Genomic DNA, 12,789 nt, shown 5'->3' on the forward strand with positions numbered 1-12,789 from the left:
CAAATCGAGCTGCGTTCAATGCAGCCCGATAGTCTAGCTGTGGATAAGCACCTTGAACATTAAGATAGCGAGCTAGCTAATAAATTCTCCTGGCTCGCCACACGCCCGGATTTACGCCCGTCACTCAGTGCGCAGTCCGCGCATCAAACCCGGCATTGGTGATTGCATCAATGATTTGCAACGGTGGCAAGGTGCTCTCCACCTTGACTGTTTTGGTCGCCAGGTCTACTTCAACCCGGGCGTTTTTATCCGCTTGCTGCACGGCACGGGTGACTGATCCGGCGCAGCCGCCGCAGGTCATACCTTCAACTGTGAATACTTGCATGGTCATGCCTCCTTGGTTTGAGATGCGGTCAGCTTTCACCTTGCCATCGTGGCAAGGTCAAGTCCGTTGTTACGACGTCACTACAGTCCACTGGCAATCCATCCACCGCTCGGCCAAGCTACAAGGCCAACCATCGAAACACAGGAGTGGATCCTATGCGCTGGACCGCCTTGAGCCTAGCCAGCCTTTTGGGTCTTGCCAGTTTGCCGCTGTGGGCACATGCCGAACAGGATTACGGCGTCCTGATCATCTCCCGCGAGCGCCTTGAAGTGCCCACACACTGTGAAATTGGCGTGTACATAGATGACCTGCTGGCCGGGCGTTTGTTTCAAGAACAAGCCCTGTCTTTTAATTTACCCGCCGCCAGCGTCGACATTCGTCTCAAGCTTTTGCCCGGACAAGCGGCTGGATGCCTGCCCGGCATGCTGGTGCCGCCCGCGCAGCAGTTCACTTTAAAAGCCGGTGATGTGCGCAAGTACCGTATCGCCCTTGGCAAAAGCGGCATGTACCTCAAACCGGCCGCGCTGGGCTACTGAATCCGGGGAGCTAACGTAGCGGGCAGCAAGAAGCCTTGACCTTGCCATAGGGTCAAGGTCGATTCTATGGATAGATAACTTCTTGAGGAGGTCTGCTTGTGTCCACCCCATTCGATTTGCCCATTTCGGGCATGACATGTGCCAGCTGCGCTGGACGTGTGGAGAAAGCCTTGGCCAAAGTGCCGGGCGTTACGTCGGTCAGCGTTAACCTGGCCACTGAACACGCTCGCGTCGCAGCCAATGGCGATAGCCTGCCCTTGCTGATCGAGGCCGTGGAACATGCGGGTTACCAGGTACCCCGTCACACCCTTGAACTGGCTATCAGCGGGATGACCTGTGCGTCTTGCGCAGGACGGGTGGAAAAGGCCCTGGGCAAGGTGCAGGGAGTTGAACGTGTGAGCGTCAACCTTGCCAGCGAACGCGCCCACATTGAATACCTCGGACAGCTCGATCCGGGCGTGCTGATAAAGGCGGTCAGCCAGGCGGGATATGCGGCAAGCCTGCCGCAAAACCCAAAGGCTGCCGAGGACGATCAGCAAAAACGCTTGCACCGCGAACGGTGGGCACTGGTTCTGGCGATAGTTCTGGCGTTGCCGCTGGTGCTGCCGATGCTGCTCGAACCATTCGGCCTGCACTGGATGCTGCCCGCCTGGGCTCAGTTTGCGCTGGCCACACCCGTTCAATTCATACTGGGTGCCCGGTTTTACGTCGCCGCCTGGAAAGCCGTCAAAGCCGGCGCTGGCAACATGGACTTGCTGGTGGCTCTCGGCACCAGCGCCGGGTATGGCTTGAGCTTGTACGAATGGGCCATCGCTGCCCCCGGGAGTGTTCCGCACTTGTATTTCGAAGCCTCGGCGGTGGTCATCGCGCTGGTACTGCTGGGCAAATACCTCGAGAGTCGCGCCAAACGTCAGACCGCCAGTGCCATTCGAGCCCTTGAAGCACTGCGCCCCGAACGTGCGCTGCGAGTGGTTGATGGTCAGGAACAAGATGTCGCCATCAGCGACCTGAGCCTCAACGACCTGGTGCTGGTCAAACCCGGTGAACGCTTCCCGGTGGATGGCGAGGTGGTCGAAGGCCAAAGCCACGCCGACGAAGCGCTGATCAGTGGCGAAAGCCTGCCCGTGCCGAAACAGCCTGGGGATAAAGTCACCGGGGGCGCGATCAACGGTGAAGGTCGCATGGTGATCAGAACGCTGGCGCTGGGGACCGAAACCGTACTGGCGCGCATCATCCGTCTGGTCGAGGACGCCCAGGCCGCTAAAGCCCCGATCCAGAAGCTGGTGGATAAAGTCAGCCAGATTTTTGTCCCGGTGGTGCTGCTGATCGCTCTCGCGACCTTGCTCGGTTGGTGGTTTTATGGCGCGCCCATCGAAACCGCACTGATTAACGCCGTGGCGGTGCTGGTCATCGCATGTCCCTGTGCGCTGGGTTTGGCCACACCGACCGCAATCATGGCCGGCACCGGCGTGGCGGCGCGCCACGGCATTTTGATCAAAGATGCCGAAGCCCTCGAACGCGCCCATGAAGTCAGCGCCGTGGTGTTTGATAAAACTGGCACCCTGACCTCCGGCACCCCGCAGATTGCCCACTTCAGCGCACTGGAAGGTGACGAAACCCGCGTATTACAAGCCGCCGGTGCACTGCAACGAGGCAGCGAACACCCGCTCGCCAAAGCTGTACTGGATGCCTGCGCCGCCCGCGGCCTGGATGTACCGGATGTCACCGACAGCCAATCGCTCACCGGACGCGGAATTGCTGGCACCCTGCAAGGTCGCCGTCTGGCCTTGGGTAATCGTCGCCTGCTGGAAGAAACCGGCCTCACCCCGGGAGCGCTTGCCGAGTCTGCTACCGCCTGGGAAGCGGAAGGCCGCACGCTGTCGTGGCTGATTGAACAAGCTCCGCAGCCGCATGTCCTGGGACTTTTCGCCTTTGGCGACACGCTTAAAAGCGGCGCGTTGTCGGCCATCCAGCAGCTCACGGCACGCCATATCAGCAGCCACCTGCTGACCGGAGACAACCGGGGCAGTGCCAGGGTCGTGGCCCAGGCCTTGGGGATTGAAGATGTACACGCCGAGGTATTGCCCGCCGACAAGGCTGCGACCGTTGCCGAGTTGAAAAAAACCGGCGTGGTGGCCATGGTCGGCGACGGTATCAACGACGCCCCGGCTCTGGCAGCGGCAGACATTGGTATCGCCATGGGCGGTGGCACCGACGTCGCCATGCATGCCGCGGGAATAACCCTGATGCGTGGTGATCCACGCCTGGTACCCGCCGCGCTGGAGATCAGCCGTAAGACCTATGCCAAAATCCGTCAAAACCTGTTCTGGGCTTTTATCTATAACGTCATCGGCATCCCGCTGGCTGCCTTCGGCTTTTTGAACCCGGTGCTTGCGGGTGCAGCCATGGCCTTTTCCAGCGTCAGCGTCGTCAGCAACGCATTGTTGCTGAAGTTGTGGAAACCCAAGGACCTTGAGTGAGGAAGCACCTGCCATGAACATCGGCCAAGCCGCCAGACACAGTGGGCTGAGCGCCAAGATGATTCGTTATTACGAATCCATCGGCCTGCTGAAAGCGGCGAATCGTAGCGACAGCGGCTATCGCCTTTACAGCGATGATGACCTTCATACGCTGGCGTTTATCAAACGCTCACGGGACTTGGGGTTCTCACTCGAAGAAGTCGGCAAGTTGCTGACCCTCTGGCAAGACCGCCAGCGTGCCAGCGGCGATGTAAAGGCCTTGGCTCGCCAGCATATCGAGCAGTTGAATCAAAAAATCCGCGAACTCAGCGGCCTGCGCGACACCCTCCAGGAACTGGTTGAAAGTTGCCAGGGCGACCACCGCCCTGACTGCCCGATCCTCAAGGACCTGGAATCGGGGAGCTGCTGCAAGTGATTGCCCCACGTGCCCAAAGCCCTTCGACCTGCGGGTGAGGGCTTTGAATCACAGCCATAAAAAAATCCGGCCTGGGCCGGATTTTTTTATTCATCGAATCACTGCATCCACGGTGGAGGCGGCTCTTCGGTTTTGCTCGGAGGGGCATCATCGGCAGCTCGCACCGCCTGACGGAAGGCTTCGTCCAGACGCGCCGCTTCAATTTCGCGCATCACACCGCCGACATCCGCCAACTCGTCCGGCTCGTCAAACTCGCCGGTCAACACGCTACCCGGGTGCAACGTAGCCGCTTCGTAAAGCGCCCACATTTCCTTGGCATAGCGGGTGCTCTTGAGCTCCGGTGCAAAGCGTCCGAAGTAGGCCGCCATGTTGCCCACATCACGTTCAAGCATGTTGAACGCATGGTTGTTACCTGCGGCATCAACCGCTTGTGGCAGGTCGATAATCACCGGACCGGTCGGCGTCAGCAGCACGTTGAACTCGGACAAGTCACCATGAACCAGTCCGGTACACAGCATCAATACGATCTGCTGAATCAGAAACGCGTGGTACTCACGGGCCTGATCCGGCTCCAGAACCACGTCATTCAGACGCGGAGCGGCATCGCCGTACTCGTCCGCCACCAGCTCCATCAACAGCACGCCTTCGAGGAAGTCGAACGGTTTTGGAACCCGAACACCGGCACCCGCCAAACGGAACAGCGCAGCCACTTCGGCGTTCTGCCAGGCATCCTCGGTTTCTTTACGACCGAACTTCGAGCCCTTGGCCATCGCTCGGGCCTGACGGCTGTTGCGTACCTTGCGGCCTTCCTGATATTCGGCGGCCTGGCGAAAACTTCGTTTGTTAGCCTCCTTGTAAACCTTGGCACACCGCAGCTCATTGCCACAGCGGACTACGTACACAGCTGCTTCTTTGCCACTCATGAGTGGGCGCAGCACCTCGTCGATCAGACCGTCCTCGATCAGGGGTTCTAAGCGTTTTGGAGTCTTCATCAGCTTTTATTGTGGGTCCTTTATTACCAAACACGCGAATGTCACTCGTTATACGGCAATCCTCTCACCACGGGGAGAGGGCGACCGTTTTAAGAGTCGCTTGTACGCACTCCTTGTGCCGATAAATCCCGAAAGTCGCCTCTTGCGTCAGCCGCTTGAATCATAGACGAGGCCCACCATTAGAGCATCGACTTATCAACCCGCCGGCTAACCCTGACAGAACAACTCCCCCGGCGTAAACCCGAACATTTTTTTGAAGGCGGCAATAAAAGCCGACGTCGAATCATAACCGCATGACAACGCAGCGCTGGTTACGCTGGCGCCCTCTTCCAGCACCCGAAGCGACGACAGCAACCGCATGCGCTGACGCCAGCTGCGAAAGCTCAAGCCCGTTTCACGGGTAAACAGACGCATCAGGGTTTTCTCCGATGTGCCCAGGCGTCCAGCCCACAGGCCCAGAGTCACCTCGGCATCCGGACAGGCGATCAACTCATTGCACAGCGCCAATAACCGCGCATGACGCGGCAAGGGCAGCGAGAACCCGACCTCGTCCAGACCGGCAAGCTGGTCGAGCAAGACCTGCACCAGTCGCTGTTCCGGGCTTCCGCCTTCGGGATATTCCACGGGCAAGGCGCAAAACCGCTTGATCAATTCACGGGCCAGCGGCGTGACTTCGAGCACTCGGCAATGGCCCGGCGCCCAGGGGCAATCCTCCCGGCGCACGTACAAACTGCGCATTTCAGCCCGCATCGAGGTGATGACTTCATGCTCCAGGCCGGCGGGAATCCAGATCCCCCACTGCGGTGGCGCAAAGAAGCTGCCCTCGTCGGTGTGCACGCCCAACACACCGCTGATCGCGTAAGAAAACTGCACCCAGTCATGTTGATGCCGTGGCGTCCACGACCCCGCGCCCAGGCTCTCGGCCCGTGCATACAACGGCCGAGGCAAGGCATTCAGTACCGGAATGGCCCGCTCCAGCCCATATTGTCCGTTTGGCGGCATTGGTTGGCCTTGTGTCGCAAGACGTCTCAAAAAACCGACGTTAGGCTAAGTCACCAATTCTTACAATATCCCGGTGCCTGTGATGCCTGTACTCAAACACCTCAAGCGACTGTTCACCGACTGGTTCCTGTGTGGCATGTTGCTGGCGACATTTCTGGCCTATGTGTTCCCGACATTCGGTAGCACAGGGGGCGCCATGCACGCAGAGTGGGTGATCAATATCGGGGTATTCCTGGTGTTTTTCCTGCACGGGGTGAACCTGTCCAGCGAGCAGATCAGTCATGGTTTGAAAAACATCCGCCTGCATCTCATGGTGCAAGGCTTCACCTTCGTGGTGTTTCCGCTGATATGGGTCATGGCTGACAAACTGCTCGGCGCTCAACTGCCACCACTGCTGATGCTGGGGTTCTTCTACTTGTGCGCCCTGCCCTCGACGATCTCGTCTTCGGTCGCACTGACCGGCAGTGCAGGCGGTAATGTGCCCGCTGCGATTCTCAACGCCAGCTTGTCCAGCGTACTGGGGATTTTCCTGACGCCGTTGCTGGTCAGTTTCGTCGTCGGCAGCGGCACCGGTGGCATCGACCTGGGCTCAACCCTGCTCGACCTGTGTGCCATGCTGCTATTGCCACTGGTCCTTGGCCAACTGGCACGGCCGCTGCTGGGGCGCTTCTTTGCCCGGCACAAGCGCTACACCGGCATCGCCGACAAGCTGGTGATTCTGTTGCTGGTGTACGCCGCATTCTGTAATTCGATGGTCTCGGGCATGTGGCAGCAACAAGGTTCCACGGTGATTATCAGCGCGTTTGCAGGCAGCGTGTTATTGCTGGCGGTCATTTTGTGGATGACCACCCGGACCGCCCGCGCCTTGAAGTTCAGCACGGCTGACGAGATTGCCGCGGTGTTCTGCGCCAGCAAAAAATCGCTGGCCACCGGCGCGCCGATGGCGGCACTGATCTTCGGGGCTCACCCCGGCCTGGGGCTGATTCTGCTGCCGATCATGATCTACCACCCGTTGCAGCTGATCGTGTGCTCGGTCATGGCAGAAAACTATGCCAGCCGTCATCGACAGGAAGCCGCTGCACAAAACACGGTGGCCGTGCCCACTCCCTGACCACAACCCGTGACGGCCTTCAGCTCACACCATCCTGTAGCAGCGGACGAGTAGAACGAGGCCGCGTCCGGCTGCGCAGCGGCCGTAAACCCGGCCCCTCACATTTACGACTGCTGCGCAGCCGAACGTAGCCTCGCTGCGCTCGTCAACGGCTACAAAAGCGTTTCTACTGCTGCTCTACAGTGGCCGTGACCACCACAAACCGGACGACCTTCGGCTCACACCATCCTGTAGCAGCGGACGAGTAGAACGAGGCTGCGTCCGGCTGCGCAGCGGCCGTAAACCCGGTCCCTCACATTTACGACTGCTGCGCAGCCGAACGTAGCCTCGCTGCGCTCGTCAACGGCTACAAAAGCGTTTCTACGGCTGCTCTACAGTGGCCGTGACCACCACAAACCGGACGACCTTCGGCTCACACCATCCTGTAGCAGCGGACGAGTAGAACGAGGCCGCGTCCGGCCACTCACATTTACAACTGCTGCGCTGCCTGTTAACGCTCAACGATGACCGTAATGCCCTGCCCGCCCGCCGCGCAGATCGAGATCAACCCTCGCCCCTGCCCGGCGGTAGCGAGCAACTTGGACATATTGGTCAGAATCCGTCCCCCCGTCGCGGCAAAGGGGTGACCTATGGCCAGCGAGCTGCCTTTGACATTCAGCTTGCTGCGGTCGATCGAGCCCAGCGGTGCCTCAAGGCCCAACCTGCTTTTGCAATAATTCACGTCTTCCCATGCCTTGAGGGTGCAGAGTACCTGCGCCGCAAATGCTTCATGAATCTCGTAGTAGTCGAAATCCTGCAACGTCAGGCCATTGCGCGCTAAAAGCCGTGGTACCGCATACACCGGGGCCATCAGCAAACCTTCAGCGCCGTGTACGAAATCCACCGCCGCCGTTTCGCCATCGCGCAAGTAAGCCAATACAGGCAAGCCTCGCTCTTTGGCCCATGCCTCGCTGCCCAATAACACCACGGATGCGCCATCCGTCAGCGGCGTGGAGTTGCCCGCTGTCAGCGTGCCTTTGGCGCTGCGCTCAAATACCGGTTTAAGGGCTGCCAGTTTCTCCAGCGTCAGATCGACACGCAGATTGTTGTCGCGGCTCAGGCCCATGAATGGCGTGATCAAATCATCTTCCCAGCCCGCGTGATAAGCCGCCGTCAACGCCTGATGACTGTGCAAGGCCAATACATCCTGCTCGTCGCGCGGTATGTTCCAGGTTTGCGCCATCAACTCGCAGTGCTGCCCCATCGACAAACCGGTACGCGGCTCGCCATTGCGCGGAAACTCGGGCTTCAGAAACTGCGGGCGCAGTTGCAACAGGGACTTCAGCTTGTCCAGGGGCGCCTTGGTGCGGTTGAACTGCAACAACCATTTGCGCAGCCCGTCATTCAGGCCAATGGGCGCATCGGAGGTGGTGTCGACCCCGCCCGCGATGCCGCACTCGATCTGCCCCAGGGCGATTTTATTGGCCACCAGCAACGCGGCCTCAAGTCCGGTGCCACAGGCTTGCTGCACGTCATAGGCCGGGGTTTGCGGCGACAGCCGCGAGCCCAGCACGCATTCCCGGGTCAGACTGAAATCCCGTGAATCCTTGAGCACAGCCCCGGCCACCACCTCCCCCATGCGCAACCCATGCAGGTTATAGCGCTCGATCAGGCCTTCCAGCGCGGCCGTCAGCATTGCCTGATTACTGGCAGTCGCATACCGCCCGTTAGAGCGGGCAAACGGAATTCGATTACCGCCAATAATTGCCACACGGCGCAGACTCATACGATTCACCCTATTCTCTTACCGCCATTAATCGTTACAAGCGTAGGTCTTATCGCTGAAAACGAACGACTATCACTTGTTTGTGGTCAACCCTTTGAACCCCATCTGTCGGAGAGTGTTCCATGTCAGACCGTTATATCGACTTTGCCAACTCCTCCATCGGCCAGCGTCTGGTCGGCGCGCTGGGGCTGCCGTCACCGGTGCGACTGGAGCGCTGGCAAGCCGGACGTCTGCGTCCGGTCGAAGGCCCGCTGCTGATTGGCGGGGGAGAACTGGCCGGGCAGGTTAATCACTTTGCCAGCAAACTCACGGATGCGGTGTTCAGCTACGGCTCTGGATCATTCAACGCGACGTCCTGGATTCCAGGCCAGGGACCAAAACTCAAAGCAGTGGTATTCGATGCCAGTGCACTGTTACACATCTATCAACTCAAGCAATTACGCGAGTTTTTCCAGCCTCTGCTGCGCAGCCTTGAACGGAGCGCACATTTGGTTGTTTTAGGCCGCCCCCCGGAAACCTTAAGTGAGCCGTTCGCAGCCAGTGCTCAACGCGCCCTCGAAGGTTTCAGCCGCTCACTGGCCAAGGAACTGCGCAACGGCAGCACCTTGCAGCTGCTGTACGTCGGCGAAGGCGCCGAAGACCAGCTGGAAGGCGCGCTGCGCTTCTTCCTCTCGCCTAAAAGTGCTTATGTCAGCGGCCAGGTACTGCGCCTCAATGCCTGCGCTTCGCAGGTACAGGACTGGACCCGGCCGCTGGCGGGGCGCAAGGCACTGGTCACCGGTGCGGCCCGAGGAATCGGCGCCTCGATTGCCGAGACGCTGGTCCGCGATGGTGCCGATGTGATCCTGCTGGATGTGCCCGCGGCCAAGAATGATCTTGAAGCCCTCGCCGCACGCCTGGACGGGCGTTTTATAACGCTGGATATTTGTGCTGAAAATGCGCCGGAACAGTTGATCGAACAATTGCCGGACGGCCTCGACATTCTGGTCCACAACGCCGGCATCACCCGTGACAAAACCCTGGCCAATATGACACCCGAATTCTGGGATGCGGTGCTGGCGGTCAACCTCAATGCCCCCCAGGTCCTGACCAAAGACCTGCTCGACAGCGGTACCCTGCGCGATGATGCCCGGGTCATCCTGCTGGCCTCTATCAGTGGCATTGCCGGCAACCGTGGCCAGACCAACTATGCAGCCAGCAAAGCCGGATTGATCGGCCTGGCTCAGGCCTGGGCACCCTTGCTGGGCGAACGCGGTATCAGTATCAATGCCGTGGCGCCGGGGTTTATCGAAACCCAAATGACCGCGCACATTCCATTTGCCCTGCGTGAGGCTGGGCGCCGCATGAGCTCTCTGGGTCAGGGCGGCCTGCCGCAAGATGTGGCGGAAGCCGTGGCCTGGCTCGTCCAGCCGGGGTCCGGCGCGATCAGCGGGCAAGCGCTGCGGGTGTGTGGCCAAAGCATTCTGGGGGCCTGAGCATGAGCATAAAATGGCTTGACCTCGACACGCCGCCGCATTTGCCCGCGCTGTATGCCCACGCCGCGGCCCGACGCAAAATCACCGGTAGCACGTTGCCCGAGCAAGGCGTGCGCTGCTGGGTGGCCGTCGCCCCCAAGCCCCTGGCGGCGTTTCGTGACCTGTGCGGTTTAACACCCAGCCCGCTGTTGCCTCCCACCTACCCACACCTGTTGGCGTTCGGACTGCAAATGCAATTGCTGACTGCCAAGGACTTCCCCTTCCCGCTGCTCGGTTTGATTCATCTCAACAACCGGATTCAACTCATACGGCCAATGGGGGGCGTAACCGAACTGCATATCGGCGTGTATGCCCGCAACCTGCAAAGACACCCCAAGGGCGCGACCTTTGAGGTGGTGACCGAAGTCAGCGACAGGATCGGTCCGCTGTGGGCTGCTGAAAGTACATTGTTGTGCAAAGGCGTTGAGTTACCAGGAGAAACGCTTGAGCAACCGACAGCCGCAGCGCTTGCGCTGACAGAGCTGACGCGCTGGTACGTCCCCTCTGGCATTGGCCGCCAGTACGCCAAGGTGTCGGGCGATTACAACCCGATCCACCTGAGCGCAGCCAGTGCCAAACTGTTTGGCCTCCCCAGCGCCATTGCCCACGGCCTGTGGATAAAAGCCCGAGCCCTGGCGGCCCTTGACTCACATCTACCGGCGGACAATCTGGAAATTTGTGTCTCGTTCAAAAAACCGGTGCGCTTGCCCAGCGAAGTCATTCTACTGGCCAGTGACCCGGGCTCCCGTGGTGATTTCCAGCTCAACGGGCAGGGTGATCTGGTGCACCTGACCGGTCAGTGGCGTCCACTTGGCTAGGTGGTCAAGGCTAAAGAGTCCGACTGTTCGCAATCCACAGCAGCCAATGCCTTTCACTTGCGTCAGCTGGCGTTCCGCCGCAAGCTTTGCGTCTTCTGGAGAGCACACCCGCGATGAACCTCGACGAACTGACCCAACGCATGCATCGCATCCGCGATAACAATGACTGGAAGCAATTCCACAGCCCGAAAAACCTCGCCATGGCCGCCAGTGTCGAAATGGCCGAGTTGGTAGAAATCTTTCAGTGGCTAAGCGAAGACCAGTCACGCCAACTACCCGCTGACAAACTGGCTCACGCCGGACAGGAAGTGGGCGATATCGTGCTTTATCTGGTGTTGCTGTGCGGCGAGCTGGGGCTGGACATGAACGAAGTGGTGCGCAGTAAACTGGCCGACAATGAAAGGCGTTTCAATCAATGAGTGACCGTCACTTCGATCAATTGGCCACCCGCTTCGCCGAGAAAATCTACGGCGGTGCCAAGGGCGCCATTCGCCTGGCCGTGCTTCAGGCCGACCTCAAGGAAGCACTGCCATCCCGTCCGTTGCGGGTTCTGGATATCGGTGCCGGGCTGGGGCATATGTCGTTGTGGCTGGCCGAGCAAGGGCACGATGTGACCCTGGCCGAGCCGGCCGCCCCCATGCTTGAAGGCGCGCGTCAGCGGTTTGCCGAAGCGGGCCAGACCGGCACGTTTATTCAGGCGCCCTGGCAAGAGCTGCTGGGCCAGCTCACCGAACCTTACGACCTGGTGCTGTGTCACGCGGTCCTGGAGTGGCTGGCCGAGCCCCACGCGATCTTGCCGGTGCTGCATCAACTGACCGCCAAAGACGGCTGGTTATCGCTGGCGTTTTATAACCGCGACGCCTTGATCTACCGCAACCTGCTCAAAGGCCACTTCCGCAAGATGCGCAAGAACGACATGGCCGGCGAAAAACAGAGCCTGACTCCGCAACAGCCCCTCGACCCACGCGAGCTGGCCACTGCACTTGAGGGGCTGTGGCAAGTCGAAAGCCAGAGTGGCGTGCGGGTTTTTCACGATTACATGCCCGTGGAATTCCAGGCCCGCGCCGAACTGCAGGCGCTGGTAGAAATGGAGCTTGCCCACCGCCGTCATCCTGCTTTTGCCGGGCTGGGCCGTTATCTGCATTGGGTGTGCCGCCCGGTTTGACCACTTGGCGAGGGGGAAACATCATGTATCGCCGTGCTGCCTTACTCGTTTTAAGCTTAGGTTTGGGAGCGTGTCAAAGCACCAACCCCTACACTGCCACGTCCCTGCCCATGCCGCCGGCCCCGGCTCAAGCCGCCCACACGCTGGATTTGAGCGCCTACCCCGCGCCGCCCAGAGATTACGGGCGCTACCAGAGCTGGGCCTGGCTCAATGGTCGCCCGCCGGTAGGCACGGCCTGGGCCGATTCGGCGCAAATCGCTGAAGCCGTGAGCAATGCCCTGGATCAGCGCGGCTTGCGTCCGGCGCAAGCCGGCCGTCCGGCAGATCTGTGGGTTCGCGCCGATTTGCACACCGAAAAACGTCTGCGTCAGGTGCAGGACGACTATGGTTATGGGGGTGGATACGGCGGGATGTATGGCGATCCGTATGGGCGTTATGGCAACCAGTTCGGCATGTATCAGCGCATTCCGGTCGTGCGCACCTATGAAGTTGAAGTGATGGTGGTACGGCTCAATCTGTATGACGGCAAAACCGGGCAGCCAGTGTGGAGTTCCAGTGCAGAAACCAGCAGCCGGGGCAGCCTGAGCGAACGCAGTGATGCGTTGCGTGAGTCGTTGAACAAGGCAGTGCAAGCTTATCCTCCCCAATAAGGCGCTGTTGAAGCGG

At 59.9% G+C, this 12,789-nt stretch carries 13 protein-coding genes; 9 read left to right on the plus strand and 4 right to left on the minus strand.

What is annotated here, in order from left to right; translation table 11 throughout:
- Positions 1-124 precede the first annotated feature (124 nt).
- Positions 125-325, minus strand: a complete 201-nt coding sequence (locus tag DQN55_RS19480) for a heavy-metal-associated domain-containing protein (protein ID WP_048382633.1) — start codon at positions 323-325, stop codon at positions 125-127.
- 155 nt (positions 326-480) lie between these two features.
- On the opposite strand from DQN55_RS19480, the gene DQN55_RS19485 reads away from it, so the two are divergent.
- The 3 genes from DQN55_RS19485 (at position 481) to cueR (ending at position 3,756) form a co-directional block, all read left to right on the plus strand.
- The gene (locus tag DQN55_RS19485) at positions 481-861 is read left to right on the plus strand and encodes a hypothetical protein (protein WP_048382634.1); all 381 of its coding nucleotides are present in this window, start codon (positions 481-483) and stop codon (positions 859-861) included.
- Between the two features lie 131 nt (positions 862-992).
- Entirely contained in the window at positions 993-3,341 is a 2,349-nt protein-coding gene (locus DQN55_RS19490) for a heavy metal translocating P-type ATPase (protein WP_048382897.1), read from the plus strand.
- A 13-nt stretch (positions 3,342-3,354) separates the two neighbouring features.
- Positions 3,355-3,756 (plus strand): Cu(I)-responsive transcriptional regulator, encoded by a 402-nt coding sequence (gene cueR, locus DQN55_RS19495; protein WP_048382635.1) that lies wholly within the window; start codon positions 3,355-3,357, stop codon positions 3,754-3,756.
- Positions 3,757-3,854: 98 nt separating this feature from the next.
- Here the strand turns inward: cueR and DQN55_RS19500 are convergent, their stop codons facing one another.
- Together DQN55_RS19500 and DQN55_RS19505 are read right to left on the minus strand one after the other, a co-directional pair.
- The gene (locus DQN55_RS19500; protein WP_048382636.1) at positions 3,855-4,748 is read right to left on the minus strand and encodes a PA4780 family RIO1-like protein kinase; all 894 of its coding nucleotides are present in this window, start codon (positions 4,746-4,748) and stop codon (positions 3,855-3,857) included.
- Positions 4,749-4,955: 207 nt separating this feature from the next.
- Entirely contained in the window at positions 4,956-5,750 is a 795-nt protein-coding gene (locus tag DQN55_RS19505; RefSeq protein WP_048382637.1) for an AraC family transcriptional regulator, read from the minus strand.
- An 82-nt stretch (positions 5,751-5,832) separates the two neighbouring features.
- Here DQN55_RS19505 and DQN55_RS19510 point away from each other — a divergent pair, with 82 nt between their 5' ends.
- Positions 5,833-6,861: a bile acid:sodium symporter family protein gene (locus DQN55_RS19510; RefSeq protein WP_048382638.1), complete on the plus strand. Its 1,029-nt coding sequence runs from the start codon at positions 5,833-5,835 to the stop codon at positions 6,859-6,861.
- A gap of 490 nt (positions 6,862-7,351) precedes the next feature.
- Here the strand turns inward: DQN55_RS19510 and DQN55_RS19515 are convergent, their stop codons facing one another.
- Positions 7,352-8,626: an acetyl-CoA C-acetyltransferase gene (locus DQN55_RS19515; RefSeq protein WP_048382639.1), complete on the minus strand. Its 1,275-nt coding sequence runs from the start codon at positions 8,624-8,626 to the stop codon at positions 7,352-7,354.
- 122 nt (positions 8,627-8,748) lie between these two features.
- Between DQN55_RS19515 and DQN55_RS19520 the strand changes: the two genes are divergently transcribed.
- The 5 genes from DQN55_RS19520 (at position 8,749) to DQN55_RS19540 (ending at position 12,773) form a co-directional block, all read left to right on the plus strand.
- A complete protein-coding gene (locus tag DQN55_RS19520) occupies positions 8,749-10,101 on the plus strand; it encodes a 3-oxoacyl-ACP reductase (protein WP_048382640.1) in 1,353 nt (450 codons plus the stop codon).
- 2 nt (positions 10,102-10,103) lie between these two features.
- Positions 10,104-10,958 (plus strand): MaoC family dehydratase, encoded by an 855-nt coding sequence (locus tag DQN55_RS19525; RefSeq protein ID WP_048382641.1) that lies wholly within the window; start codon positions 10,104-10,106, stop codon positions 10,956-10,958.
- Positions 10,959-11,071: 113 nt separating this feature from the next.
- Positions 11,072-11,377, plus strand: a complete 306-nt coding sequence (locus tag DQN55_RS19530; RefSeq protein WP_048382642.1) for a nucleotide pyrophosphohydrolase — start codon at positions 11,072-11,074, stop codon at positions 11,375-11,377.
- Complete coding sequence (locus tag DQN55_RS19535) at positions 11,374-12,123, plus strand: methyltransferase domain-containing protein (protein WP_048382643.1); 750 nt, start codon at positions 11,374-11,376, stop codon at positions 12,121-12,123. The genes DQN55_RS19530 and DQN55_RS19535 overlap by 4 nt, the downstream gene beginning before the upstream one ends.
- Positions 12,124-12,146: 23 nt before the next feature.
- A complete protein-coding gene (locus DQN55_RS19540; protein WP_048382644.1) occupies positions 12,147-12,773 on the plus strand; it encodes a DUF4136 domain-containing protein in 627 nt (208 codons plus the stop codon).
- Positions 12,774-12,789 lie beyond the last annotated feature (16 nt).

Origin of the sequence: Pseudomonas taetrolens (genome assembly GCF_900475285.1) — a bacterium.
GTDB classification, from domain to species: domain Bacteria; phylum Pseudomonadota; class Gammaproteobacteria; order Pseudomonadales; family Pseudomonadaceae; genus Aquipseudomonas; species Aquipseudomonas taetrolens.